Source organism: Arthrobacter sp. SDTb3-6 (assembly GCF_013376095.1).
In the GTDB taxonomy this organism is placed as follows: domain Bacteria; phylum Actinomycetota; class Actinomycetes; order Actinomycetales; family Micrococcaceae; genus Specibacter.
In genome coordinates this window covers 23,585-49,263 of sequence record NZ_JAAMFN010000015.1, presented here as the reverse complement: position 1 = coordinate 49,263, position 25,679 = coordinate 23,585, and the positions used below count along the sequence as shown (strand labels likewise).

The window sequence follows — 25,679 nt, the reverse complement described above, 5'->3', positions numbered from 1 at the left end:
CAAAAACATCGGCTCCCCCGCCTTGGCCTCTCCGTCGCCCTTGCTGAATTGTCCGGACGGGCACCCGGCGCGCTGGGCCCATGGACACGAAGTGCCCTTGGGCCAGCTGGTGGGCCTGCCGCGCAGGTGGTGGAGCGGTGTTTCCGTAGGTCGCGTAAAGGAGACTGTAAGGCCGCCCGCGGCCGTCAGTCGGATAGCGACCGAGGGAATGCCGCTCCGCCGCCGGACCGGACCACGGCGCCCAGGCTCTCGACAGGCTCGACCACCGCGTCCCGACAGGCTTGACGGCCGCGCAACGCGAAGGGGCGGGCCGGACACGAATGTCCGGTCCCGCCCCTTGTACTCAGCTACTTGTCGTGCTCGGCCTTGGATCCCAGGGTGGTCTTCTGGATCTGCATGAGGAACTCGACGTTGGACTGCGTCTCACGGATCTTGGAGGTCAGCAGTTCAAGCGACTGCTGCATTTCCAGGCCGGAGAGGACGCGGCGCAGGCGCCACATGATCTTGACCTCTTCCGGGGAGAGCAGGTTTTCTTCGCGTCGGGTACCCGAGGCGTTGACGTCAACAGCCGGGAAGATGCGCTTGTCGGCCAGCTGGCGCGACAGGCGCAGTTCCATGTTGCCCGTGCCCTTGAACTCTTCGAAGATGACCTCGTCGGCCTTGGACCCGGTTTCCACCAGGGCCGTTGCCAGGATGGTCAGCGAGCCGCCGTTTTCGATGTTGCGGGCCGCACCGAAGAAGCGCTTCGGCGGGTACAGTGCAGCGGAATCCACACCACCGGAGAGGATGCGTCCGGAGGACGGTGCGGAGTTGTTGTAGGCACGGCCCAGGCGGGTCATGGAATCCAACAGGACCACCACATCCATGCCCATCTCCACGAGGCGCTTGGCACGCTCGATGGAGAGTTCAGCCACCTGCGTGTGGTCGTCTGCGGGGCGGTCGAAGGTGGAGGCGATGACCTCACCCTTGACGGTGCGCTGCATGTCGGTGACTTCTTCTGGGCGTTCGTCAACCAGCACCATCATGAGGTGGACCTCAGGGTTGTTGGTGGTGATGGCGTTCGCGATCGACTGCAGGATCAGCGTCTTTCCAGCCTTGGGCGGGGAGACGATCAGGCCGCGCTGGCCCTTGCCGATCGGGGCCACCAGGTCAATGACGCGCGGGCCGATCTTCTTGGGGTCCGTCTCCAGGCGCAGGCGCTCGGACGGGTACAGCGGGACCAGCTTGGCAAATTCAACGCGGTCCTTGAGCTCGTCCGGGTTCTTGCCGTTGACGCTGGTGACGCGCACCAGGGCGTTGAACTTCTGGCGGGCGCTCTGGCCCTGGCTGCGGTCCTCGCCGTCACGGGGGGCGCGGATGGCGCCGACGACGGCGTCGCCCTTGCGCAGGTTGTACTTCTTCACCTGCGAGAGGGAGACGTAGACGTCGTTGGAGCCGGGCAGGTAGCCGGAGGTCCGGACAAAGGCGTAGTTGTCCAGGATGTCCAGGATGCCGGCCACGGGCAGCAGGACGTCGTCCTCGGTCACCTCGGTGTCGTCAAAGTCCGGACCGGCGTTGCGTCCGCGGCGGCGCTCGTTGCGGTCGCGGAAGCGGTCGTTGCGGTCGTTGCGGCTGTTTCCGCCCCGGTCGTTGCGGTCGGAGGAATCGTTGCGGTCGCGGCGGTTGCGGCGGTTGCGGTTGTTGCGCGATCCGTCTTCGTCATCGTTGCCGCCGTTGGACGAACGCTCAGTGTTGGACGAACGCTCAGTGGACGGCTGTCCGGTGCCCTGGCGGTCGTTGTTGCGCTGGTTGCGCTGGTTGCGGCGGTTGTTGCGGTCGTTCTTCTCGTGACGCTCGGAACCCTCGCCGTTCTCGCCGGCAGCAGCGTGCTCGCCTTGGTGCTGCGCGCCCTGGCCGGCGTCGGCCTGGGGTGCAGCCGTTTCCGTCTTCGGTTCCGCGGAGGCGTCCTGTGGGGTGGCCGCGTCGCGTCCGCCGCCTTGTGCGCGGCGGTTGCGGGTACGGGGCTGGCGGCGGACCTCGCCGTCGGCGCCCTGTTCGGCTGCCTGTGCCTGGTCGCCGTGCGCGCCTTCCGCGGCGGGGGCCGCCGGGGCTTCCACGGCGGCGGTCTGCACTGTGGCGTCACCGGTGGTGATGATGCCGTCGCTGCTGGCTGCCCGGCGGCTGCGGCGGCCGCGGGCCGGGCGCTCTTCCGGGGCGGACTCGGCCGGGGCTGCGGGAGCTTCGGCTGCGGCAGCGGAGCTGTCCTTGCTGCTGCGGGGTGCCCGCTTGGCGGGTGCGGCGGCTGCGCCGTCGTCCTTGGCCGTGCGCACCGGGCGGTCAGCCACGGACGAACCGCGCTGGTGGGCCGAAATGGCGGCAACCAGGTCTCCCTTGCGCATCCGGGACCCGCCGGTAATGCCGAGCTGGCCGGCGAGTGCCTGCAGCTGGGCCAGCTTCAGGCCCGCCAGGCCGGCCGGCTTGGCCGTTGCTGTGGATTTGGCGGTGTCGTCCAACTCAGCTGCCTGGTTGACGGCAGCTGGAGTCATGGTTTCTGTCACGAAGGATCCTTCCCCCTCGAAAAGCGAGCCCCTTGGAGCGAGGCCGCGATGATTAGTGTCAGCCGTCCTGCCGCTGCCGCACAGGCCGGGGCTAAGAAAAACAGCTGAGGTTCCAATTCGCACTTGCGAAATCTTTTGGAAGTGCGGGATTGGGGGTGTTCACCCCTGAATCAACCTGTAAAAAGACCAATTCGTGAATAAACGAGGCGGCTGCCAATTGTTGATTCGATCTACCGGCCGGCCCAGATGGAACGTCACGGTGAAGGGGTGGCATCAATCTTGGGCCGCTTATGAACCCGGATGCACTTCCACTTTAGCACCTTCAAGGTCAACGGCCAGCCGCAGCACGCGCCACGACACGCCGCCGGTTGCCAAATCCGTGGCCGCCGGATTGCGCCTGCGGATGAATTCCACCACTGCGTCGGCCTCGGCCCCACCGTTTGCCAACGTCATGACTGTGGGCCCGGCCCCGGAAATGAACGCGGCGTGCCCCGCCAAACGCAGTGCCGTGACGAGCTCCGCGCTTTCCGGCATGGCGGCGGCACGGTAGCCCTGGTGCAGGTAGTCGCGGGTGCCGGCGGCCAGCAGTTCCGGCGCGTCCTTGAGCGCATGCATCAGCAGCGCCGCACGGCCCGAGTTGGCGGCAGCGTCGGCGTGCGGCACCGTGGCCGGCAGGAGCCCGCGGGCCAGCTCGGTCTTGACCTCAAAGTTGGGAATTGCCACCACCGGGACCACTGCGTCCGACGGCGTGAGCCGCGTGGTGGCGTATTCCCCGTCCGCCTGCCAGGAGATGGCGACGGCACCGAAGATGGCCGGTGCAACGTTGTCCGGGTGCCCCTCCATTTCCGAAGCCAGCTGCAGCACCCACTGCCGGTCCTGCCGGTCGGCCGGTGCCACCAGGGCGTTGGCGGCGGCGATGGCGGCCACAATGGCCGAAGCCGAGGAGCCCAACCCGCGCCCGTGCGGCAGCACGTTGTGGGCACAAATCCTCAAGCCGCCGCGGCGGTACCCCAGGCGGGCCAGGGCCAGGTCCATGGCCTTGACCACCAGGTGGCCCGCGTCCCGGGGCAGTTCGTCCACGCCCTCCCCGTGCAGGTCAAATTCCAGGACGTCCTCCGCCAGGGTGGTGACCTCCAGGGTGTCGTACAGGGAAACAGCCAGGCCCAGGGAGTCGAATCCGGGGCCGAGGTTGGCGCTGGTGCCAGGCACCTGCACCGTGGCGGTGAAGCCCGGGGCAAGTGCCGTGGCGGCGGAGGGCGTGAGTGTCATGGCGGTGCCTGTCATGGTGGTCAAGGACGTCTCGGCGGGCGGGACTAGTCGGCGAGGCCGAGGGCTTTGGCGACGGTGACGACGTCGTACTCCACCCGGGTGGGCTCAACGGCGCTGCCGTCAACGTTCTTCAGGGCCCAGTCGGGGTCCTTCAGGCCGTGGCCCGTGACCGTGATGACAATCGTCTTGCCCGCGGGGACTTCCCCGGCGGCATGCTTCTTGATGAGGCCCGCGACGCCCGCTGCGGACGCGGGCTCCACGAACACGCCTTCCTTGGCGGAGAGCCAGCGGTGGGCGGCGAGGATTTCCTCGTCGGTGACCGAGTCGATCAGGCCGCCGGACTCATCGCGGGCGGCGATGGCCAGGTCCCAGGACGCCGGGTTGCCGATGCGGATGGCCGTGGCGATGGTGTCCGGCTCCGTGATGGGGTGGCCGGCCACGAACGGGGCGGCGCCGGCGGCCTGGAAGCCCCACATGATGGGGGTGTGCGTGGACACGGCGGGGAGCGTGCCGGCGGCGGCCGACTCGTAGGGGGCCGAGTATTCCTTGTAGCCGCGCCAGTAGGCGCTGATGTTGCCGGCGTTGCCGACGGGCAGCACATGGTAGTCCGGGGCGTCGCCGAGGGAGTCGACGACTTCAAAGGCGCCGGTCTTCTGGCCCTCGATACGGGCCGGGTTGACGGAGTTGACCAGGAACACCGGGTAGGAGTCGGCCAGCTTGCGCGCCACGTCCAGGCAGTTGTCGAAGTTGCCGTCCACCTGCAGGATGGTGGCGCCGTGGGCCACGGCCTGGCTGAGCTTGCCCATGGAGATTTTGCCTTCGGGCACCAGCACGGCGCAGGTGAGCCCGGCCTGCTTGGCATACGCGGCGGCGGAGGCGGAGGTGTTGCCGGTGGAGGCGCACACCACGGCCTTGGCCCCGGCGGCGACTGCCGCCGTCATGGCCATGGTCATGCCGCGGTCCTTGAAGGAGCCGGTGGGGTTCATGCCCTCCACCTTCAGGTACACCTTCGAGCCGGTGAGCTCGGAAAGCTTCTGGGCGTACACCAGGGGCGTGCCGCCCTCGCCCAGCGTAATGACCTTGGTTTCCGCCGTTACCGGCAGGCGTTCTGCATATTCGCGGACTACCCCGCGCCACTGGTGAGCCATTAGACTCCCTCCACCCTCAAGACACTCGTAACTGAATTTATGATGTCCAGGCCCTTGATGGCCTGGACGGTTGCTGCCAGGGCAGCCTCGCTGGCGCGGTGCGTGACGATGCGCAGCTCGGCCGAGCCGGGAGCGCCGTCGTCGTGCGGACCACGTTCCCGGTGCACCGTCTGGCGCATCGCCTCAATGGAGACGCCGTGCTCGGCAAAGAGCGCGGAAATCTTGGCCAGCACGCCGGGCTGGTCCGCCGCGTCCAGGCCGATGTAGTACTGGGTGGTGACGGCCTCAATGCCCAGCACCGGCAGCACGCCGGTGGTGGTTTCGGTCCGTCCCGGCCCGCCCAGCACCAGCCGGCGGGCAGCGGAAACCACGTCGCCGAGCACGGCCGACGCCGTGGGGGTGCCCCCGGCGCCCTGGCCGTAGAACATGAGCTCCCCGGCGGACTCGGCCTCGATGAACACCGCGTTGAACGCACCGTGGACGGCGGCCAGGGGATGGTCGCGCGGCAGGAGCGTGGGGTGCACACGGACGCTGACGCCCGCCTGGACGCCCCCGTTGTCATTCCCGGCCGGCACGGGCAGCTTCTGTGCGATGGCGAGCAGCTTGATGACAAAGCCGGCGTCCTTGGCCGCGGCGATGTCCGCCGCCGTCACCTGCGTGATGCCCTGGCAGTGGACGTCCTCCAGGCTGAAGGGCGTGTGGAAGGACAGGGAGGCCAGGATGGCACCCTTGGCGGCGGCGTCGTGTCCCTCGATGTCCGCCGTCGGGTCGGCCTCCGCATAGCCCAGACGGGTGGCCTCGGCCAGCGCGTCCTCGAAGGAGGCGCCGGTGGTGTCCATCTGGTCCAGGATGAAGTTCGTGGTGCCGTTGACAATGCCCATGACGCGGGTGATCTTGTCCCCGGCGAGCGAATCCCGGATGGGGCGCAGGATCGGGATGGCCCCTGCCACGGCGGCCTCGTAGGAGAGTTCCAGTCCGGCGGCGTCGGCCTTCTCGTACAGGCTGGGCCCGTCCACGGCCAGCAGCGCCTTGTTGCCGGTGACCACGGTGGCGCCGTGTTCAATGGCCTCCAGGATCAGGGTGCGGGCCGGTTCCAGGCCGCCCATCAGCTCAATGACGACGTCGGCGCCGCGCACCAGCGTGGAGGCGTCCGTGGTGAACAGCTCCCGGGGCAGATCCACGTCGCGGGGGGCGTCAATGTTGCGCACCGCGATGCCCGACAGTTCCAGCCGGGCCCCGGTGCGGGCGGCCAGGGCGTCAGCGTCCTCCAGCAGGATGCGGGCCACCTGGGCACCCACGTTTCCGGCACCCAGGAGGGCCACCTTCAAGGTTTTAGTCTCAGCGGACGCCGGCGGTGAAAATACGGCCGCGTCCATGGTGTTGCGCTCGGTCAATGGTTTCTAGGCCCCTAAATCGCGTGCCAGCAAATCGTCTTCTGTTTCGCCCCGCACAATCAAGCGTGCGGCGCCGTCCTTGACGGCCACAACGGGCGGCCGGGGCACGTAGTTGTAGTTGCTGGCCAGTGCCCAGCAGTACGCGCCCGTTCCGGGAACGGCAAGCAAATCCCCGGCCGCCACGTCATTGGGCAGATATACATCTCTAACAACAATGTCGCCGCTCTCGCAATGTTTGCCCACCACTCGGGACAGCGCCGGGGCGGCCGCGGCATGGCGATTGGCCAAAACTGCCGAATAATCCGCTTCGTAGAGCACCGGACGGGCGTTGTCGCTCATGCCGCCGTCCACCGACACATAACGACGCGGGGCCGTCACACCGTCCGTGCCGTCGACCTCGACCTGCACGGTTTTCAGCGTGCCCGTCTCATACAGCGTGAACGTGGAGGTGCCCACGATCGCGCGGCCGGGCTCAATGGAGATCCGGGGCGCGGCCATGTCCAGTTCCGCGCACGTCGCCCGTACGACGGCGGCCATCGCCCGGGCGATTTCGGCTGCCGGGCGCGGGGTGTCCACGGCGGTGTAGGCGATGCCGTAGCCGCCGCCCAGGTCAAGTTCGGGGAGCGTGACGCCGTACGTCTGCTGAATCCGGTGCGTGAACGCCAGCAGGCGGCGCGCTGCGATCTCAAAGCCCTCGGCCTCAAAGATTTGTGAACCGATGTGGGCATGGAAGCCCAGGAAGTTGATGCTTTCCGCTTCTACGGCCAGCTTGGCGGCGGCTTCCGCGGCGGGCAGGCCGGGCGCGTCCGGGTCCTCGGAGATGAGGGACAGCCCAAACTTTTGGTCCTCGTGGGCCGTGGCGATGGATTCGTGCGTGTGGGCGTGCACGCCGGGGGTCACCCGCAGCATCACGTTGGCGGTGGCGCCTTTCGCGGCGGCGAGCCCTGCAACGCGGTGCAGCTCGTGCAGGCTGTCCACCACGATCCGGCCCAGCCCCAGCTCCAGGGCCCGGTTGATTTCCGCGTTGGACTTGTTGTTGCCGTGCAGCCCCAGCTTGTCCCCGCGCAGCCCGGCGCGCGTTGCCACGGCCAGTTCGCCGCCGGAGCAGGTGTCCAGGCGCAGCCCCTCGGACTCCACCCAGCGTGCCACCTCGGTGCACAGGAAGGACTTCCCCGCGTAATAGACGTCCACGCCGCCGCAAATGTCCGCAAAGGCCGCATCAAAGGCGTCCTTGAACGTGCGGGCGCGGTGGCGGAAGTCGCCCTCGCTCATGACGAACAGCGGGGTGCCGAACTGCTCCTTGAGCGCGCCCACGGGCACACCGCTGATGGTGAGTTCGCCGTGTCCGGCGCGTTCGACATCGTCCGCCCACATGGCGGGCACCAGCTCATTCAGGTCCCCGGCGGCGGGCAGCCAGGCGGGCGCCAGCTCCGCTCCGGCAATTTGGGTCTGGGCCATGTTCCTACATCCGTTCCGGGGCGGAGACGCCCAACAGGGACAGCCCGTTGGCCAGGACCTGGCCCACGGCGTCGTTGAGCCACAGGCGGGTGCGGTTCACGTCCGTGACGGCGTCGTCGCCCATGGGGGTGACCCGGCAGGCGTCGTACCAACGGTGGTAGGCGCCGGCGATGACCTCCAGGTGGCGGGCTACGCGGTGCGGCTCGCGGAAAGCGGCGGCCTGCGTCAGCACGCCCGGGTACTGGCCCAGGACGGCGAGCAGCTCCGACTCGGTGGGATGGCTCAAGGCCGCAGCGTCAAAGGCAGTGCGTTCGACGCCGGCGGCTGCGGCATTGCGGCCCACGGCGCACGTGCGGGCGTGGGCGTACTGGACGTAGAACACCGGGTTTTCGTTGGACTTCTTGGTCAGCACGTCCAGGTCGATGTCGATGTTGGAATCGCTGGAGAAGCGGGCCAGCGAATAGCGGGCCGCATCCGTGCCCACGATGTCCACCAGGTCCTCCATCGTGACCACGGTGCCGGCGCGCTTGGACATGCGCAGCGGGACACCGTCCTTGACCAGGTTGACCATCTGGCCGATGAGCACCTCGACCCGGTTGGCGTCGTCGCCCATGGCTGCCGCGGCGGCCTTGAGCCTTGCCACGTAGCCGTGGTGGTCGGCGCCGAGCATGTAGATGCACAGGTCAAAGCCGCGGTCGCGCTTGTCCTTGAAGTAGGCGATGTCCCCGGCGATGTAGGCGGCGTGGCCGTCGGACTTGATGACGACGCGGTCCTTGTCGTCGCCGAACCCGGTGGAGTTCAGCCACCAGGCGCCGTCCTTGGCGTACAGGTTGCCGGAGGCCTTGAGCTGCTCCAGCAGCTTTTCCACGGCGCCGTCCTCGAACAGCGAGTTTTCGTGGAAGTAGACGTCAAAGTCGACACCGAATTCGTGCAGCGATGCGCGGATGGAGGCAAACATCAGCTCCACGCCCTGGGCCCGGAATTCCTCCTGCGGGTCCGCGCAGCTGAGGATGTCCGGGGTGTTCGACATGACCTCCTTGGCGATGTCCTCGATGTAGGCCCCGCCGTAGCCGTCCTCCGGCGCGGGCTCGCCCTTGGCGCTGGCCAGCAGGGAGCGGGCAAACCTGTCGATCTGGTTGCCGTGGTCGTTGAAGTAGTACTCGCGCGTGACGTCGGCGCCCTGCGACTGGAAGATGCGGGCCAGGGAGTCGCCAACGGCGGCCCAGCGGGTGCCACCGAGGTGGATGGGACCGGTGGGGTTGGCGGAGACGAACTCCAGGTTGATCCGGGTGCCGGCCATGCCGGTGTTGGTGCCGTAGCTTGCGCCGGCCTCCACAATCGCCTTCGCCAGCCCGCCGGCGGCCGCGGCATCGACAGTGACGTTCAGGAAGCCCGGTCCGGCGATGTCCACCTTGGAAACGCCGGGGATGGCGGCCAGGCGGCCTTGAAGGACCTCCGCGATCTTGCGCGGCGGGACACCGGCCGGCTTGGCCAGCTGCAGCGCGATGCTCGTGGCCCAATCACCGTGCTCGCGACTCTTGGGCCGCTCCACGCGGACTTCCCTGGGCAGCGCGTCCGCCGGAACGGTGAGTTCACCGGCGTCGACGGCGTCTTTAAGGCAGGAGGTAATGGCGGCGGAAAGTTCTTCAGGAGTCACGGTTCCAAGTGTACGGTTCCCGCGCCGCGCTCCCCCAATCCGCCCACAGTGTGGCACCGGCGCCGACGGGGGCCGCGATAATGGAGGCATGAAAGTCGACCGGCTGGATGCCGCCATCATCGAGATGTTCACGGACGAGCCCGGGATCGGCGTGCTTGAATGCTCGCGGCGGCTCAAGGTGGCCCGGGCCACGGTGCAGGGCCGCCTGGACCGGCTGCACTCCGGCGGTGTCATCACCGGGATTGTTCCGCGCCTCAGCCCGGCGGCCTTCGGCTTTCCCATCATTGCGTTTTGCTCCATCGAAATCGCCCAGGGCATGGGCCACGGCGTGGTCTTTGACGCCATCGGCCAGATTCCGGAAATCCTCGAGATGCACACGGTGTCCGGTCCCAGCGACCTGCTGGTGAAGATCGTGGGCCGCTCCACCACTGACCTGCAGCGCGTGCTGGATGCGTTGTCGCAGGCACCAGGCGTCGCCCGCACCTCAAGCGTGATTGCGCTGGAGAGCCACATTGAAAACCGGCACCTGCCCCTGTTGAAGGCGGCCGCGGAGTCCTGACCCGCCGAGGCTATACAAATTGTATGGTTTACCAGGCGATCGATACCCCAATCTGTACAGGCTGGCTGGTGGTTTCGCCGACGCTTGCGTGCCGGGCCGGGGCGTTCCACTGTTGGGTGCACCACATCCGTTGTGCGTGCCACGCGGCCCGCCCGAGTAGATTTGAGCCTCCAGTGACCGAGCAGCCCACCGTATCCGACCTTGTTGCCGATGTTTGCGCCCGGCATGCCGACACCGTATTTGGGCTCATGGGCAACGGCAACGCCTTTTTCACCAGCAATGTCACCCGCCGCGGGATGCGCTACATCAGCGCCCGCCACGAGGCCGGCACGGTTGCCATGGCCGACGCCTACTACCGCGCCTCGGGCAGGGTGGCCGTCGCGTCCGTCACGTACGGGGCCGGCTTCACCAACGCACTGACCCCGCTGGCCGAGGCCGCCAAGGCCCGCATTCCCCTGGTGCTGGTTGCCGGCGGCGTCCCCGCCGGGGGCGCGCGGCCGTGGGACGTCAACCAGGACATGGTGGCCGCCGGGCTCGGCGTTGAAACGCTGGCGGTGACCTGCGAAACCGCCGCGTCGGCCACCGAACGGGCCTGGGCGCTGGCCGTCCGCGACAGCCGCCCCGTGGTGCTGGCCATCCCCTATGACATCGCGGCGCTCGACGCCGGCCCCCAGCAGGCGCCCGCCCCGGTGGAACAGCGGGTTCCCCCTGCCGTGGACGGTGCCGCCACGCACCGGATTGCCCGGCAGCTGTCCGGCGCCGAAAGGCCCCTGATCATCGGCGGACGCGGCGCCGTGGAGGCCGCGGCCGGCCGGGCCCTGCGCCGCCTGGGCGACGGTTTGGGGGCATTCTTTGCAACATCCGCCATGGCCCGCAACCTCTTCGGCTCCCCCTGGGACCTGGGCATCGCCGGCGGCTTTGCCGGCGTTCCGGCGGCCGACATCATGCGCCGCGCCGACGTGGTGCTGGTGGTCGGGGCGGGCCTGAACACCTTCCAGACCCGCTACGGCACCTTGTTCGCCGACGGCGCCACCGTCATCCAGGTCGACGACCGCCCCGAAGCAGCCGCCCCCGCTGCCACCGAGTTTGTCCACGCGGACGCGGCCGCATTGGCCGCCGCGCTGCTGGATGCCCTGCCCCGGCTGTCCGGGCACGGCTGGCGGGACGGCTTCCCGGAGGTGGCCGACCGCTCCCTGTTCGCCGAACCGCCCGCCGGGGAATTCGCCCCGGACGGCCGGCTCAACCCCCGGGCGGTGGCCACGCTGCTCGACGCCGTGCTGCCAGAGGAGCGTACGATCGTCCAGGACGGCGGGCACTTCATCGGCTGGGCGCCCATGTACTGCGCGGTCCCGGACCCGCAGGCATTGATGATGGTGGGCACGGCGTTCCAAACCATCGGGCTGGGACTGCCGTCCGCCGTCGGCGCGGCAGCCGCCCGCCCGGAGCGGCTTACCGTCCTGGTCTCGGGGGACGGGGGCGCGCTCATGGGCCTGGCCGACCTCGACACGGCCGTGCGGACCATTGCCAGCGGTGTCATGGTGGTGTTCAACGACGCGGCCTACGGCGCCGAACTGCACCAGTATGCGGTGCGCGGCCTGGACGACACCGCCATGCAGATCGAGGAAGTGGACTTCGCCGCGCTGGCCGGGGCCTTCGGCGCCCACGGCACCAAGATGCGCTCCCTGGCGGACATCGGCCGTCTCCGGGAGTGGCTCGACGCCGGCGCCCGCGGCCTGTTCGTCCTGGACGTGGCCGTCTCCCAAAGCGTCGTGGCCGACTACATGCGCGAAAGCATGGCGCCCATCCTCGCCGCCCGGGCCGGCTGAGGGGCAGGGCCGGCAGTCACCTGGCGAAGTCGTCCTCCAGCATCCTGGGCCGGCAAATGATGAAGGCGCCGGCGCCCAGGAGGACCAGTGTGGCGAAGAGGAACACGAAGGGCCCCGTCCAGGAGCCGGTCCACTGCCTCAGCAGCCCGAAGAAGAGCGGGCCCACACAGGCCAGCCCGTAGCCCATGCCCTGGCCGAAACCGGACAGCGCGCCGGCGCCGTGCTGTGTGCGGGTGCGGTGGTTGATCAGCAGCAGCGCCAGCGGGAACGTGCCCGGGCCCAGCCCCGCCAGCGACACCCACAGCCAGGTGCCGTTCGCCGGGGCGAGCAGCAGCCCCAGGTAGCCGGCCACGAAGCAGCCCAGCATGGCCAGCACCAGCGGGAACGGGTTGCGCATCCGGGCGGCGACCAGCGGTATGCCCAGGCTCATGGGCAGGCCGAGCGCGGCAAACAACGCGAGCATGGAACCGGCGTGGCCTCGGTCCAGACCGGCCTCCGTCAGGATTTCCGGCAGCCAGGCGAACAGCGCATACGTGTTCAGCGAGGTGCAGCCGAACATGAACGTCAGCCCCCAGGCTGTGGGCGAACGCGACAGCTTCATCCTCGGGCCGGCCGCGTCAGGTGAGGGGCGCGTAGGGACCGCCAACCGCACCGCTGCCGGCGGTGCCACGGCGCCCGGTGGGCCGGGCGCCGTGCCGGGTGCCGGCGTCGTGCGGGTGGGAATCGCGGCCAGCAGCCAGGGGACCACGGCGATCATGCTGACCACGGCCCAGGAGGAGAGGGAAAACTGCCAACCGGCGGCGTCGGCCAGGGGCACCGAGATCTGGGCGGGAAGGGCGGTGCCGAGTGAAATGGAGGTCACGTAGAGGGCCGTCATCAAGCCGACCCTGCCGGGGAAGTGCTTCTTCACCAGGGGCGGCAGGAGGACGTTGCCGGCGCCGAGGCCGCCGAAGGCGACGACGGAAAAACCCAGGAACAGGAAGGTGTTGGGGGCAAAGACCCGCGCGATCTGGCCGACGATTCCGGCAACGATCGAGAGCACGATGAGCCGTTCCTGCGACGCCCAGCGGATCACGTACGGGGTGAGGAAGCCGAAGAGGCCAAACGCCGCCGTGGGGAGCAGGCCCAGGACGCCGATCGTGGCGGTGCCCATCGGGAGGTCGTGCGTGATGGTGGAAATCAGGGGCGGGACCACCGTCACGGCCCCGCGCAGCGTCAACGCGGTAAGGATGATGCCCGCCGCAAACAACCACAGGGAACGCGGGACATTCCTCACCATGTATTCACCATTGCCCCAATGTTACCGGCCCGGCCGGCGGCGGCGCAGGCGGTTCCAGTGGCTGGACGCGGGACCCGCCCCGGGCCGTCGACAGGCGGCCGCCATGGAGGCGGCGGACGGCGCGCGGGCACGGCGTTCGATTCAGCGCCCGGCACCTGCTAAGCTCTTTCTCGTTCCCTTCGGCAGCCACGGTTGCCGCGCCCTCGTAGCTCAGGGGATAGAGCGGTTGCCTCCGGAGCAACAGGTCGTAGGTTCGAATCCTATCGAGGGCACCACCGTCCGGGGTCCGCACGCAGCCAAACAGCCGCGTGCGGGCCCCGGATTTTTTGTTGCCGTCGCTGGGACGGCAGCGGCGGGCCCGAGGCTGGAGAACCGGGCGTGGCCAACCGTGCCAGTGCCTTCCTGCCCGGCTTGCGGAACCCCGGGGCGGGGTGGAAGCTGGGAAGGACGGCCCCAAGTGCCGAAACCAGATGAGACAGCAGTCACGAAGGAAGCAGGGTACATGTCCACGCAGCGATTGAACATCAACGAAATCGATCCCAAGGCCTACCAGCCCATGTACGCCATGGAAAAGTACATCCACTCCGGCACCCTCGGCGAGGACCTGCTGGCGCTGGTCAAGATCCGTGCCTCACAGCTCAACAGCTGCGCGTTCTGCCTGGACATGCATGGCCGTGAGGCCCGGGCCGCAGGCGTCGACAACCGCCGCCTGGACGTGCTCGCAGGCTGGCACGAGGCCCCGGGCCTGTACTCGGACCGCGAACAGGCCGCGCTGGCACTGACCGAAGCCGTGACATTGATCAGCAAGGGCGGGGTTTCCGACGCCATCTGGGCGGGCGTCAAGGCCGCCTTCACCGACGCCGAGGTCACGGAGCTGCTGATGGCAATCTCCGCCATCAACGTCTGGAACCGGCTGGCCGTCAGCACCCACCAGGCGTTGCCCGAGCTTCCCTGACCCAGGGCACCGGGTTATTTAGGGCACCGGGTTATTTAGGGCACCGCGCTAGCTTGAGGAGAAGCCTTTGATTCGGCAATTTGACGAGGCGTACTGGAATGACCGGTACGGCAGCCACGGGCACATTTGGAGCGGGAACCCGAACCCGCAGCTGGTTGCCGAGGTGTCTGCACTGCCAGCCGGGACTGCGCTGGACGTGGGCTGCGGGGAGGGCGCCGATGCCGTCTGGCTGGCCGGGCGCGGGTGGCAGGTGACCGGCGTCGACATTTCCAGTGTTGCGTTGGAACGGGCTGCCGGGCACGCGGCCGGGCTGGAACTGCCCGGCTCGCTCGCGTGGCGGCAGCTGGACCTGCTCGCGTGGACTCCCCCTGAGGGGGCCTTCGACCTCGTGTCTGCCCAGTTCATGCAGCTGCCCCGCGCGGATCGCGGGCCCCTGTTTGCCCGGCTGGCTGCCGCCGTCGCGCCGGGTGGCACGCTGCTGGTGGTGGGGCACGCACCGTCGGACATGGATTCCGGCGCGCGCCGCCCGCACCGGGCGGAAGTGCTTTTCGACGCCGGCGAGGTGGTGTCGGCACTGGATCCGGGGTTGTGGCAGGTCCTGGTGGCAGAGTCCCGCCCGCGCCAATCCGAGGGCCACGGCGGCGGGCCCGTCGCGGTCCACGACGAGGTGGTGCGCGCCAGCCGCCGCGCGGACGTGTAGCCTCGCGTCCATCTCCGAGCAACTTCGCCGTCCCCCATCCGCCCCTCAGAGGAGCATCTCATGGCAGTAACCACCCTCGATCCACGGACCGCACTCATTGTTGTCGACCTGCAAAATTCAGTGGCCGCCCTTCCCACGGCGCATCCAATGGACCCCGTGGTGCAAAACGCTGCAGACCTGGCTGCCGGATTCCGCAGCCGCGGACTGCCCGTGGTCCTGGTCCGCGTGGACGGCCGCGCCCCGGGCCGCAATGAGCAGCCGCCCCGGGCTGCGACCGGAACACACTCGGACAACGCCACGGAGCTGGTGGCCGGGCTGAACCATCAGCCCGGGGACCATGTGGTGGTCAAGCGGACGTGGGGGTCCTTTACCAACACGGGGCTGGCCGAACACCTCGCCGGCCTGGGTGTCACCCAGGTGGTCGTGGCCGGCGTGGCCACCAGCATCGGCGTCGAATCCACCGCACGCCAGGCCCACGAGCTCGGCCTCAATGTCACACTGGCGGTCGACGCCATGACGGACATGAGTGCCGATGCGCACAACAACAGCCTCACCCGGATCTTTCCGAGGCTCGGGGAGACCGGCAGCACCCGCGCGATCCTGGCACTCCTCGCCCCTGCCGGCAACTGACGCCGGCCCCTGCCCGGCCAGGCCATCGTCCCCTGGCCGCGCTGCCCCGGCTTGGCGGGCTTGGGCAGCCATGGCAGCCGTCACCAGCGCCGTCGCACCCCGGCCTTTGGTCCGGTCACCAGGCTCGCCGCCGGCACGTCGTCGGCCACAACCGATCCGGCGGCGATGACGGCATCGCGTCCAATGCTGACACCGGGCAGGATCGTTGCACCCGCACCGATCCACACGTTTTCCGCCACGTCGATGGGGGCGCCGGTGAGGTACAGCCTGCGTTCTGCCGGATTGACCGGATGGCCGCTGGTGATCAGCGTGGCCTTGGGGCCGATCATCACGCCCTCGCCGAGCCGGATGCCCGCATAGTCCAGGAAAGTGCAGCCCTGGTTGATGAAGACCCGTTCGGCGAGGTGCAGATTGAGCCCGTGGTCCGTGTAGAACGGCGGATAGACCGTCACCCCTGACGGCAGCGGCCGGCCCAGGATCTGCCCGAGCAGTGCAGCCTTGCCCGCTTCGTCACCAAAGGGCAGGGCATTCAGCCTCGACGTGAGCGCGGTGACCTGCAGGACCCTCTCCGCCATTGACTTGAATTCGGGGCTGTGGATGCGCATGGTGCGGTCGGCGGACATGCCACAATCCTCCTCCCATCGCGCACGAACCAGTACAAGGACACACCCTGGCTGAAAGTCCTGCCGTATCCGGTGCGTACGGCCCGTGGGCACCTGCCGCGGCGGTTTCAGCTTCGCCTTCTGCGCCTTCTGCGCCGTTTGCGGCGGCTGGTGCCCGGCAGGGCTGGCGCGACGGCCGTGTAGCTGTGCCCCGTGGGCGTGGTGGTGGTCGTACCGGGCGGGGCTGAGCCGGGCGGGGCTTTACCGGGCAGTGGTCCCTCGCCGGCCGGCGGTCCGATGGTGGGCGCTACGGTCCAGCCGGGGGCTTCCTTGGCCTGGTTGCAGGCGGCGCAGAGGCCTTGTCCGTTGGGAATGCTGGTGGTGCCGCCTGCGGCCCAGGACTTGATGTGGTCGTAGTTGCGAATCGGTGCATCGCAGTAAGGGCTGGCGCAGCGCTGGTACTGCAGGCGCAGGAACTCCTTCATTCCCTCGGGAAAGAAGCGGGCCCGGGAGTCCATACTGAGCAGGGCTCCGCTCTCAGGATGGGTGAAAAGACGGCGCAGCCACAGTTTGGGCGAGAAGCCGGATTTCCCCGACGCCGTCCCCAGCACCATGGTGCCGGCTTCGGGCGCGGGGATCGGTCCGTGGCCGGTGATGATGGCGGGGTCGCCCGCACCGTCAAAGAGGGACCGGTCGGTCATGACGAGCTCAATCATGATGTCCGGTTCGGTGACGGTGGTGCACAAGCCCGGGGTGTGCGGAGGTGCCGCCACGCCACCCAGTACACCCGGTCCCAGTGCACCCGGTCCCAGCGCACCCGGTTCCAGTACACTGCCATGCCGCGACCCGGCATTTTCCGGTGTTGGGCCGCGATGGTCGCCCACACCGCCCTGGCCCTCGTCACACGGCACGTGCCGCGTCAGGCGGTGGATGAGGGCGTCGGCCATGAGCTGTCCGCGGCCCCGGCCGTCGCCTGCGGCCTTGGCCGCGTCGGCTACCTGGGTGAGGGCGTTGATGACAGTGACCCCGTGCTTCAGTGGGATCAGGGCGCTGAGCAGAGTCATCCCATCCGCAGCCGGGCGCAGGGACACGTAGCGGTCCGCAACCGCTTTCTCCCGGCGCTGGGCGAAAACTTCGGGCTCGAGCCGGTAGGCCTCGGCCCTGGCCGCAGTGGCGATTTGCCGGGAGCCCATGCCTGCCAGTTTCTCCTGGTCTGCGCAGATCAGCGCGTCGACGTCGGCGCGGTGTTCGGCAGAGAGGAATACCGTCTCGGATGCCACTATCCTCGCCCGGTCCTCCCCGATGATCCCGGCCGTGACGGCGTCCATGGTGTGTGGGAGCTCGCGCACCACGACGGCGGCAAGCTCGGCCAGCTGGCGCCCGCGGTGGGCGGATTCATGCCGGGCGAGCCCGACCTGCACCCCCACGTCCCGGCCGAGCTTGGCTTTCGGCACCCCTGTGCGGGCCTGGACCAGGCGCTGCTGGGCCGTGAAGAGCACCTCGGCCTGCATCTGCACCGCTGTCAAGGCATTTTTGGCTTCTTCCAGCCCGGTTATGACATTCACCAGGACCGCGCCGGAAACCCGGTCCACGACGTCCGGGTCGTATCCCCCGGCACCCACGGAACCACCGAACGCAGCAACGACCGAGGCGGCCTCCCCGGCAAGCTTCCCGGCCCGGGTCGCGGCGGCCCTGCATGCTGCGGCGCGGCACGCCAGCCGCTCCAGGAACGCCGCGGCCCGCCCCTCCCGCACGCCCGCATCCAACAGCTCACCGGCTTCCACGGCCCGGTCACGGGCCTGGGCGGCCAGTTCAAGGGCCAAGGCTGCATCCAGCTGGGCCAACACCGCAGGGTCAAAGAATCCGCCACACACGCCGGCCAGGGCCGTGGCGGCTTCGACCACCAATGAAGCAGGATCGGCCGCGTCCATGGGACCCATGGCCCCGCCGGCAGCAGGAGCGGACGGCAAGCCGTCAGGGCCCGTTGCTGCACCTGCCACGGTGGCGACCAATCGTCCGAGTGGGTCCGGGCCCGCCACCTCGGGCACAGTGCCTGCAGACACGCCGGCACTGACCGTGGCATTCCATTCCGGCACCGCCACCGCCTCCACCCCCTCTGCCTGTGCACCCGGGTCCCCCAGCGGCCCCCAAGATATGGAAACCGTGTTCGAAAACCACCAACTTCCCTGCTGCCTCAAGCCTAAAATGGACTGCCCGGGCAGGAACGGGGAGCAACCCGAAATGTCAACAACCATCGGCCGGGCACCCCCTGTGGAGGGAACAGGCAGCAGTATTTTTCCACCCCGCGTGGCAGGACCCGCAGCAATTCATGAGTGGCCCGGCGCGCAGCAGCCGGGCAGCGGAACCCTCGCAAAAGCACCCCCGGCCCCGGCCCGGCGGCCCAGGCACGCCCGAGCCCGGCAGCAGCAACCCGGCGGCGGAACGGCGCAACGGCTAAAGGACCAGCTTGAATCCGGCGTGGGAGTGGACGAAGCCCAGCCGCTCATAAAAGCGGTGGGCGTCCGTCCGGGAAAGATCCGACGTCAACTGGACCAGGACGGCCCCGCGGCGGCGCCCTTCGGCAACGGCCCACCCGATCATGGCTGAGCCCAGTCCGTTGCCGCGCAGCCGGCCGGCAACCCGGACCGCCTCAATCTGCAGGCGGGCGGAGCCGCCGCGGGCCAGGCCCGGCAGAAGGGACAGCTGCATGGTGGCAACCACAGTGCCGGCGTCGTCGTCCACCACGCACAGCAAATGGGCGGGGTCGGCATCGATGGCGTGGAACGCGGCCAAATAGGGGCCCCGGCGTTCGGGTGCGGCGGAGTCAACGGCCGCCCGCAGCTGGTCCGCGGCCAACAGCCCGACGATCGGGCCGACGTCGGACTCCTGCGCCCGCCGCAGCACGAAGCTCCGGCCGGCGGGCGCAAGGTTCGCCAGCGCCGTCGAGCGGGGGAATTTGTTTTCCTGGGCCATTCCCCCAGCCTCTCACGCCCACCCCGGCTGCGGCGCAGGCCAGAGCCCCGGCCACGCCCGCCAAGCAGGAGGTGCCCTGGTGAGGGCCCCGGGGCCCACCGTGGCGGCAGGCGCCTGCGCAGCCTGGGGCAGTTCACCGCCCGCCGGCCTGCTTTGGCACCAAAGCACCCCGAAGCCCACCGCGCCAATATCGGCATAAACTGGGTGGCACCATGACTTTCACCATCACCTACCCCGCCGCGCTTCCCGTCTCGGAACGCCGCGAGGACCTCATGGCCGCCATCGCCGCCAACCAGGTCACCATCATCGCCGGCGAGACGGGCTCCGGAAAGACCACCCAGATCCCGAAAATGTGCGTGGAGCTGGGGCTGGCGGAGAAGGGCCTGATCGGGCACACGCAGCCGCGCCGCCTCGCCGCCCGCACCGTGGCCGAGCGCATCGCCAGCGAACTCGACGTCAAGATCGGCGAGGAAGTGGGCTTCCAGGTCCGCTTCACCGGCCACGTGGGCCCGCAGACCAAGATCAAGTTGATGACCGACGGCATCCTGCTGGCGGAAATCCAGCGCGACAAACTGCTGCGCAAATACTCCGTCCTCATCATCGACGAGGCCCACGAGCGTTCCCTGAACATCGACTTCATCCTCGGCTACCTTCGCCAGATCCTGCCCCAGCGCCCGGACTTGAAGGTCATCATCACCTCGGCCACGATCGACCCGGAACGCTTCGCCGAGCACTTCGCCTCCCCCGGGGGCCCGGCGCCCATCATGGAGGTCTCCGGACGCACCTTCCCCGTGGAAATCCGCTACCGCCCGCTCTCCGGCCCCGCCAAGGGGGAGGACGACGACGAACTTGGCGCGGGCGCGGACCGGAACCGACACGGCGGGAACCGGGAAGACGGCGGCAACCGTGAGGAGGACCGGGACCCGCTCGATGCCGTGGGCGACGCCGTGGAGGAGCTCTCCCGCGAAGCACCCGGGGACATCCTGATCTTCTTCTCCGGCGAGCGCGAAATCCGCGACGCGGCCGAGGCCCTGCGGGGCCGCATCAAGACCAACCCGCGGCTGCGCGACGCCGAGATCCTGCCCCTGTTTGCCCGGCTGTCGCTGGCCGAGCAGCACGCCGTGTTCACCCCGGGCACGCGCCGGCGCATTGTCCTGGCGACCAATGTGGCCGAGACGTCGCTGACGGTGCCGGGCATCAAGTATGTGATTGACCCCGGCACGGCCCGCATCTCCCGGTATTCGCATCGGACCAAGGTGCAGCGCCTGCCCATCGAGCGCGTGTCCCAGGCAAGTGCGAACCAACGTTCGGGCCGCTGCGGCCGCGTGTCCGACGGCATCTGCATCCGGCTGTACTCGGAGGAGGATTTCGACGCCCGCAGCGAGTTCACGGACCCCGAGATCCTGCGCACCAACCTGGCCGCCGTCATCCTCCAGATGGCTGCCATGGGCGTGGCAAAGGGACCCAGGGACGTGGAGAAGTTCCCGTTTGTGCAGCCACCGGACTCCCGGGCCATCACCGACGGCGTGACCCTGCTGCGCGAGCTGGGCGCGGTGAACGCCCAAGGCGGGATCACCGGCGTCGGACGCCAGCTCTCCCAGCTTCCGGTGGATCCGCGGCTGGGACGGATGATCGTGGAAGCCGCGAAACGCGGCGTGGCCGCGGAGGTCATGGTGCTCGCAGCCGCGCTGACCATCCAGGACCCGCGTGAGCGCCCCCAGGGGGACGGCACAAACAAGCAGCAGCTCGCCGCCGAAAAGCACAAGCGCTTTGTGGATGCGAATTCCGATTTCACGGGCTTTTTGAACCTGTGGCGCTACATCAAGGAGAAGCAGGCGGAGCTGTCCTCCAGTGCGTTCCGCAGGTTGTGCAAGGCCGAGTTCATCAACTACCTGCGCGTGCGTGAATGGCAGGATTTGTTCACCCAGCTCAAGCAGATGGGCAAGCCGCTGGGCATCAAGGTCTCCGGCAGCGGCATTGACCCGGTGGCCAACCACGACGCCATCCACATGTCCCTGCTGACGGGGCTGCTCAGCCACATCGGCCTCTATGATGCGCGCAAGCGCGAGTATGCCGGCGCGCGCGGGACCAAGTTCATGGTGTTCCCGGGCTCGGCGCTGTTCAAGAAGTCGCCGGACTGGGTCATGGCCGCCGAACTCGTGGAAACGTCGCGGCTGTGGGCCCGCGTGGCCGCCAAGTTCGATCCCCTGTGGGCCGAGGAGGTGGCCCCGGACCTGGTGAAGCGCAGCTACTCCGAGCCGCACTGGTCCAAGAAGATGGGCTCGGTCATGGCACATGAGAAGGTCACCCTGTACGGCGTGCCGATCGTGCCCGACCGCCGCGTCCACTACGGACGTATCGACCCGGAATTGAGCCGGGAGCTGTTCATCCGGCACGCCCTGGTGGAGGGAGACTGGCACACCAACCACAAGTTCTTCCACCGCAACCAGGCCCTGCTCGCCGAAGTGGAGGAGCTGGAAACCCGCATGCGGCGCCGCGACCTGCGCGTGGACGACGAGGCACTCTTTGAGTTTTACGACGAGCGGGTGGGGCCCGGCGTGGTCTCCGAGCGGCACTTTGACAAGTGGTGGAAGGACGCCCGGCACAAGAACCCTTCGCTGCTGGACTTCGACGCGCACGTGGTCATGGCCGAGGAGCCCGAGCTCGACGGGGCCGCGTTCCCGAAGACCTGGACCGAGGGCGAGTTTGAGCTGCCGCTCTCCTACGAGTTCCACCCGACCGCGCCGGGTTCCGCACCCAACCCGTCCGACGGCGTGACCGTGCAGGTGCCGCTGTTGTTTTTGAACCAGCTGCACGAGGCCCCGTTCCGGTGGCAGATCCCCGGGCTGCGCGCGGAGCTGGTGACGGCGCTGATCAAGTCGCTGCCCAAGGCCGTGCGCAAGAACTTCATCCCCGCCCCGGACGTGGGACGGCAGGCGGCCGCGGCCCTGGCCGCCGACTTCGACCCTGCCGTGGACGCGCTGGAGCCGTCGCTGGAACTGGCCCTGCGCAGGATCAAGGGGCACATCATCCCGCCGGGGTCGTGGAACTGGGACGCCGTGCCCTCCCACCTGCGCATGACGTTCTCCGTGGTGGACAAGAACGGCCGCATCCTCGAAGATGGCCAGGACCTCCCGGCGCTGCAGTCACGACTGGCCGGCGCCACGCGCCGGGCCATTGCCGAACAACTCGGGGCCACGCCGAAGACCGTCACGCCCCGGGGGTCGGGCGGCACCCGGGGACCGGACCCGTCGAGACCAGGTGTCTCGACAAGCTCGACCGGTGACACCCGCGGACCAGAGGGCATTGCCGAGCGCACCGGGCTCACCGAGTGGAGCGTGGGCACGCTGCCGCGCGAGGTGAAGCGGCTGGTCTCCGGGCACACCGTGACGGGTTACCCGGCCCTGGTGGACGAGGGCGCCACGGCCGGACTGCGCGTGTTCCAGCGCCGTGATGCGCAGGAATCCGCCATGCGTGGCGGCGTCATCAGGCTCCTCGCCCTGCGGGTGCCCTCCCCCGACCGGTACGTGCTCGAGCACCTGAGCAACACCGAAAAGCTCACGTTCAGCCAAAACCCGCACGGCTCGGTGGCGGAGCTGATCGCCGACTGCACGCTGGCCACCATCGACAAGCTCACACCCGCGGCCCTGCCCTGGGACCGGAACGCGTTTGATGCCCTGTATGAAACGGTCCGGGCCGAGCTCATTGACACGGTGTTCACGGTGACGGCCGTCGTCGAACGCGTGCTGGCGTCGAAGCTGCGGATCGACAAGGCGCTGCGGGCCAGCAACAGCCTGCCGCTGATCAGTGCCCTCAACGACATCAGGCAGCAGCTGGAACTGCTGGTCTATCCCGGTTTTGTGGCCAAGACCGGCTTCGCCCAGCTCAGCCAGCTGCCGCGCTACCTGGCCGCGATTGAGCGCCGGCTGGAGAAGCTGCCCTCGAATGTGGCCCGGGACGGTCAGTCGATGGCCGCCGTGCAGCGGCTGGAAGACGAGTACGACGACGCCGTGGCCGCCCTGCTGCCCGGCCAGCGGTCAACGGCTGGGCTGGAGCACGTGCGCTGGATGTTGGAGGAACTGCGCGTCAGCCTGTTCGCCGTGGAGCTGGGCACGGCGTATTCGGTCTCGGAAAAGCGGGTCCGCGTGGCACTGTCGAAGGCCTTGGCCGAATAACCAACGCCCGGTTGCAACCGGGGCAACATTCCCCAACGCCCGGTTGCAACCGGGGCAACATTCCCCAACGCCCGGTTGCAACCGGGGCAACATTCCCCAACGCCCGGTTGCAACCGGGGCAACTTTCCCCAACGCCCGGTTGCAACCGGGGCAACTTTCCCCAGGGCTTCCGCATTTTTGGGTCCGTCGCGTCAATGGTTGGGGAAGCACTTTCCCTGGCCGAGCCTGGCCAGGCCGGTGAGGTCCCCGGCGGCATACGTGGTGACGCCCGGCCGGGCACGGTCGTACATCAGCTGCGAGGGGTCCTTCACATGGCCCAGCCCCAGCACATGGCCGATCTCGTGTTCGATCACGGCCTGCACCAGGGCCGGGCCGCCTGGGCGTGACATCGTCTCGCCCAGGGCCCCCGCGTTAAGCTGGACGGTGCCGGTGACGAAGACTTCGCTTCCCGTGTCGCCCACGATTGCCTGGCTGCCACCCAATCCGGCCACGTTGGTCTCGCCGGGAACCGGTACTTGAACAAACTTGGGCTGCTCCGCCGCCGTCGCCCACACAAACAACACGGGTGCCCAGCGTTTGCCGTAGCGCCCGGGCTGATATGGGCCCCGGTTCGTGGAATAGCCCTCCGTGGTGCCGCCGTCGTCAATGAACACCAGCCCGGTCGCCTGCGATGCGGCCGCGACGGCACGGGTGATGAGTTCACGACCGCCCTCAGGGGCGTTGTCGGGGCGGGTTACGAAATGGATTGGGCGGCAGGGATCGTAGGCAATGAGGCCGCTGCGGGAATCCCCGCCGATGAAGGCATACGATTCGCTCGTCTGCGCCACCGCTGCGGGCCTGCCCAGCGGCGCCTTGTGGGCCTCGACGCCCCGCGGCGGGTAGCCGGCAGTCCAGCTCGAAGCGGGGCCGACGCCGGACTGCGGGGCGTGGAACTGTTCCCCGGCAATCGCTGCCGTGGCCTGGCCCACGAGGCCCGGAAAAGCGTAATAGCTGACAATCATGGCCAGGGCCAGGACGGAACATGCTGCGGGCAGGATGCGCCGGAACCTGCCATGGTGCCGCCGTGGCTTCTTTCGCACCGGGCCGGACGCGGGGCGGCCAGCCGCAGGGAGCCCGGACCGGGCGGCGGGCCGGGCTGCTTCCTCATCCGGCACCCATTGCGGCACCCTCCCGGACGGGGACCGGCGCAGGCCCTTGACGGGATCCGGTTCCCCCGGCCTCACCGGGCCTTCCCGCCGTGAAGGTTGCGCCTGCCGCCAAGTCCAGCCATGTCCACCGTGCGGCCCCCTGCGACGAAGTGTATTGACGAAATCCTAGCCCAGGCGGGCAGCAGCACCGGCGATTCCCCGGATGTGCCGCCCTCGCAGGTGCCCGGCCGCCTGCGGCGTCACCAACGGCTCCGCCGGATCGGTATTGTCCACCACACGGTCGGCTCGCAGCCATGGGGCTGCCTCGGCAAAATACAGCCTCTGGCCCCCGACGTAGCGGCGCATGCCGGGGTGGCCGGGATCAGCCGGCGTGCCGTCGCGAAGCGCCATCCGGCGGGCCGTCTCGGCGAACGGCACGTCCAGAAACACGGAGTAGTCCCATCGGCCGGCAAGTTCCCTTCGATGCAGGAACATGCCCTCGACAATGCACACAGTGCCCGGGCGGGCCTGCAGCCGGGGCGGATCAAGGGCCAGGTCCAGGCGGCGGTCCGTTGCTGCGCTGCGGTACAAGCCGTCGCCCCGAGGCCCGAACGGCGCCAGGACGTCCCGTTCCAAGGCCGCGTAGTCGTAGGTGTCGAGCCAGAAGCCTTCCGGCGAATCACGCCCTCGGCGGTGGCGCACGGCCCGGAGGTTGAGGAAGTCGTCAGCGTGGATGACAACCACCGGGCGCCCAAGCACCTCCAGGGCGGTGGCATAGGCCGCGGCGAAGGTCGTTTTCCCGCTCCCGTCCACCCCGTCGATGGCCACCAGGGTCCAGCCGCCATCACTGCGCGGGGTCTCGAGTGCCAGGGCGCCGGCCAGGGCTGCGGCGCCGGCCTGGCACATCGACGCCACGCCCGTCACGGCCTCCCTGCTGGGCCCCGCCACGGCGTGCGCGTCAGTCCTCGGGGACGAACTGCCCGTGCCCGGCGTCGCGCAGCGCACCGCGGAGCTTTTCAGCATTGGCCTCAAGGACGGCAGGGTCCGGGTTGTTGTCCACTGCCTTGAAGTTGAAATTGTCCAGCCCGTAGGCGGGGAAGACGTGCACGTGCAGGTGCTCCACCTCAAAGCCGGCAACAATCAGCCCGGCCCGCGGTGCACCAAACGCCGCAAGCTGCGCCTGCCCGATGGTCTGGGAAACGCCCATCAGGTGCCCCACCAGTTCCGGCGACGCGTCGGTCCACTTGTCGACTTCCTCGCGCGGCACCACCAGGACGTGGCCGTCCGTCAGGGGCCCGATCGTCAGGAAGGACACGCAGGTCTCGTCCTTCCAGACGAACCTCCCGGGGATGTCGCCGTTGATGATTTTCGTAAACAGCGTGCTCAAGAA

General features: G+C 68.8%; 19 protein-coding genes and 1 tRNA gene. 7 read left to right on the top strand and 13 right to left on the bottom strand.

Features of this window, described 5'->3' with window-relative positions; genetic code table 11:
• Positions 1-347: 347 nt before the first annotated feature.
• From rho to argS, 6 genes are all read right to left on the bottom strand, one after another.
• Positions 348-2,537, bottom strand: coding sequence for a transcription termination factor Rho (rho, locus tag G6035_RS09275; protein ID WP_371130938.1), 2,190 nt, complete (start codon positions 2,535-2,537; stop codon positions 348-350).
• Positions 2,538-2,825: 288 nt separating this feature from the next.
• The gene (gene thrB / locus G6035_RS09270) at positions 2,826-3,806 is read right to left on the bottom strand and encodes a homoserine kinase (protein ID WP_176616801.1); all 981 of its coding nucleotides are present in this window, start codon (positions 3,804-3,806) and stop codon (positions 2,826-2,828) included.
• 44 nt (positions 3,807-3,850) lie between these two features.
• Positions 3,851-4,954, bottom strand: a complete 1,104-nt coding sequence (gene thrC, locus G6035_RS09265) for a threonine synthase (RefSeq protein ID WP_176616800.1) — start codon at positions 4,952-4,954, stop codon at positions 3,851-3,853.
• Entirely contained in the window at positions 4,954-6,330 is a 1,377-nt protein-coding gene (locus G6035_RS09260) for a homoserine dehydrogenase (RefSeq protein WP_176616844.1), read from the bottom strand. The genes thrC and G6035_RS09260 overlap by 1 nt, the downstream gene beginning before the upstream one ends.
• Positions 6,331-6,354: 24 nt before the next feature.
• The gene (gene lysA, locus G6035_RS09255) at positions 6,355-7,806 is read right to left on the bottom strand and encodes a diaminopimelate decarboxylase (RefSeq protein ID WP_176616799.1); all 1,452 of its coding nucleotides are present in this window, start codon (positions 7,804-7,806) and stop codon (positions 6,355-6,357) included.
• Between the two features lie 4 nt (positions 7,807-7,810).
• Positions 7,811-9,463, bottom strand: a complete 1,653-nt coding sequence (gene argS, locus G6035_RS09250; RefSeq protein WP_176616798.1) for an arginine--tRNA ligase — start codon at positions 9,461-9,463, stop codon at positions 7,811-7,813.
• 88 nt (positions 9,464-9,551) lie between these two features.
• On the opposite strand from argS, the gene G6035_RS09245 reads away from it, so the two are divergent.
• Positions 9,552-10,022, top strand: coding sequence for an Lrp/AsnC family transcriptional regulator (locus G6035_RS09245; protein WP_176616797.1), 471 nt, complete (start codon positions 9,552-9,554; stop codon positions 10,020-10,022).
• Positions 10,023-10,195: 173 nt separating this feature from the next.
• Complete coding sequence (locus G6035_RS09240; RefSeq protein ID WP_371130937.1) at positions 10,196-11,848, top strand: thiamine pyrophosphate-binding protein; 1,653 nt, start codon at positions 10,196-10,198, stop codon at positions 11,846-11,848.
• 16 nt (positions 11,849-11,864) lie between these two features.
• Here the strand turns inward: G6035_RS09240 and G6035_RS09235 are convergent, their stop codons facing one another.
• Entirely contained in the window at positions 11,865-13,127 is a 1,263-nt protein-coding gene (locus tag G6035_RS09235) for a CynX/NimT family MFS transporter (protein WP_176616795.1), read from the bottom strand.
• A 199-nt stretch (positions 13,128-13,326) separates the two neighbouring features.
• On the opposite strand from G6035_RS09235, the gene G6035_RS09230 reads away from it, so the two are divergent.
• The 4 genes from G6035_RS09230 to G6035_RS09215 all read left to right on the top strand — a co-directional run bounded on the left by G6035_RS09230 (position 13,327) and on the right by G6035_RS09215 (position 15,412).
• A tRNA-Arg gene (locus tag G6035_RS09230) sits at positions 13,327-13,402 on the top strand.
• A 227-nt stretch (positions 13,403-13,629) separates the two neighbouring features.
• Positions 13,630-14,082 (top strand): carboxymuconolactone decarboxylase family protein, encoded by a 453-nt coding sequence (locus G6035_RS09225; protein ID WP_176616794.1) that lies wholly within the window; start codon positions 13,630-13,632, stop codon positions 14,080-14,082.
• A gap of 67 nt (positions 14,083-14,149) precedes the next feature.
• Positions 14,150-14,782, top strand: a complete 633-nt coding sequence (locus tag G6035_RS09220) for a bifunctional 2-polyprenyl-6-hydroxyphenol methylase/3-demethylubiquinol 3-O-methyltransferase UbiG (protein WP_176616793.1) — start codon at positions 14,150-14,152, stop codon at positions 14,780-14,782.
• A gap of 60 nt (positions 14,783-14,842) precedes the next feature.
• On the top strand, positions 14,843-15,412 hold the full coding sequence (locus G6035_RS09215; RefSeq protein ID WP_176616792.1) for a cysteine hydrolase family protein: 570 nt from the start codon (positions 14,843-14,845) through the stop codon (positions 15,410-15,412).
• Between the two features lie 80 nt (positions 15,413-15,492).
• On the opposite strand, the gene G6035_RS09210 is transcribed toward G6035_RS09215, so the two are convergent.
• The 3 genes from G6035_RS09210 to G6035_RS09200 all read right to left on the bottom strand — a co-directional run bounded on the left by G6035_RS09210 (position 15,493) and on the right by G6035_RS09200 (position 18,987).
• Entirely contained in the window at positions 15,493-16,035 is a 543-nt protein-coding gene (locus G6035_RS09210; RefSeq protein WP_176616791.1) for a sugar O-acetyltransferase, read from the bottom strand.
• 107 nt (positions 16,036-16,142) lie between these two features.
• The gene (locus tag G6035_RS20580; protein WP_176616790.1) at positions 16,143-18,077 is read right to left on the bottom strand and encodes an HNH endonuclease; all 1,935 of its coding nucleotides are present in this window, start codon (positions 18,075-18,077) and stop codon (positions 16,143-16,145) included.
• A gap of 391 nt (positions 18,078-18,468) precedes the next feature.
• Positions 18,469-18,987: a GNAT family N-acetyltransferase gene (locus G6035_RS09200; RefSeq protein WP_176616789.1), complete on the bottom strand. Its 519-nt coding sequence runs from the start codon at positions 18,985-18,987 to the stop codon at positions 18,469-18,471.
• Positions 18,988-19,199: 212 nt separating this feature from the next.
• Between G6035_RS09200 and hrpA the strand changes: the two genes are divergently transcribed.
• Positions 19,200-23,162, top strand: coding sequence for an ATP-dependent RNA helicase HrpA (gene hrpA, locus G6035_RS09195; protein WP_176616788.1), 3,963 nt, complete (start codon positions 19,200-19,202; stop codon positions 23,160-23,162).
• Positions 23,163-23,353: 191 nt separating this feature from the next.
• Here the strand turns inward: hrpA and G6035_RS20575 are convergent, their stop codons facing one another.
• From G6035_RS20575 to G6035_RS09180, 3 genes are all read right to left on the bottom strand, one after another.
• Entirely contained in the window at positions 23,354-24,241 is an 888-nt protein-coding gene (locus tag G6035_RS20575) for a matrixin family metalloprotease (protein WP_176616787.1), read from the bottom strand.
• Between the two features lie 234 nt (positions 24,242-24,475).
• On the bottom strand, positions 24,476-25,237 hold the full coding sequence (locus tag G6035_RS09185; RefSeq protein ID WP_176616786.1) for a uridine kinase: 762 nt from the start codon (positions 25,235-25,237) through the stop codon (positions 24,476-24,478).
• A gap of 10 nt (positions 25,238-25,247) precedes the next feature.
• Positions 25,248-25,676, bottom strand: coding sequence for an HIT family protein (locus tag G6035_RS09180; RefSeq protein WP_176616785.1), 429 nt, complete (start codon positions 25,674-25,676; stop codon positions 25,248-25,250).
• Positions 25,677-25,679: the final 3 nt, after the last annotated feature.

Excerpts from the sequence above, each read along its gene's own strand:
- thrB (WP_176616801.1), bottom strand. The coding sequence starts at position 3,806 with ATGACACTCACGCCCTCCGCCGCCACGGCACTTGCCCCGGGCTTCACC.
- thrC (WP_176616800.1), bottom strand. The coding sequence starts at position 4,954 with ATGGCTCACCAGTGGCGCGGGGTAGTCCGCGAATATGCAGAACGCCTG.
- G6035_RS09260 (WP_176616844.1), bottom strand. The coding sequence starts at position 6,330 with ATGGACGCGGCCGTATTTTCACCGCCGGCGTCCGCTGAGACTAAAACC.
- lysA (WP_176616799.1), bottom strand. The coding sequence starts at position 7,806 with ATGGCCCAGACCCAAATTGCCGGAGCGGAGCTGGCGCCCGCCTGGCTG.
- G6035_RS09245 (WP_176616797.1), top strand. The coding sequence starts at position 9,552 with ATGAAAGTCGACCGGCTGGATGCCGCCATCATCGAGATGTTCACGGAC.
- G6035_RS09235 (WP_176616795.1), bottom strand. The coding sequence starts at position 13,127 with ATGGTGAGGAATGTCCCGCGTTCCCTGTGGTTGTTTGCGGCGGGCATC.
- G6035_RS09225 (WP_176616794.1), top strand. The coding sequence starts at position 13,630 with ATGTCCACGCAGCGATTGAACATCAACGAAATCGATCCCAAGGCCTAC.
- G6035_RS09215 (WP_176616792.1), top strand. The coding sequence starts at position 14,843 with ATGGCAGTAACCACCCTCGATCCACGGACCGCACTCATTGTTGTCGAC.
- G6035_RS09210 (WP_176616791.1), bottom strand. The coding sequence starts at position 16,035 with ATGTCCGCCGACCGCACCATGCGCATCCACAGCCCCGAATTCAAGTCA.
- G6035_RS09200 (WP_176616789.1), bottom strand. The coding sequence starts at position 18,987 with ATGGCCCAGGAAAACAAATTCCCCCGCTCGACGGCGCTGGCGAACCTT.
- hrpA (WP_176616788.1), top strand. The coding sequence starts at position 19,200 with ATGACTTTCACCATCACCTACCCCGCCGCGCTTCCCGTCTCGGAACGC.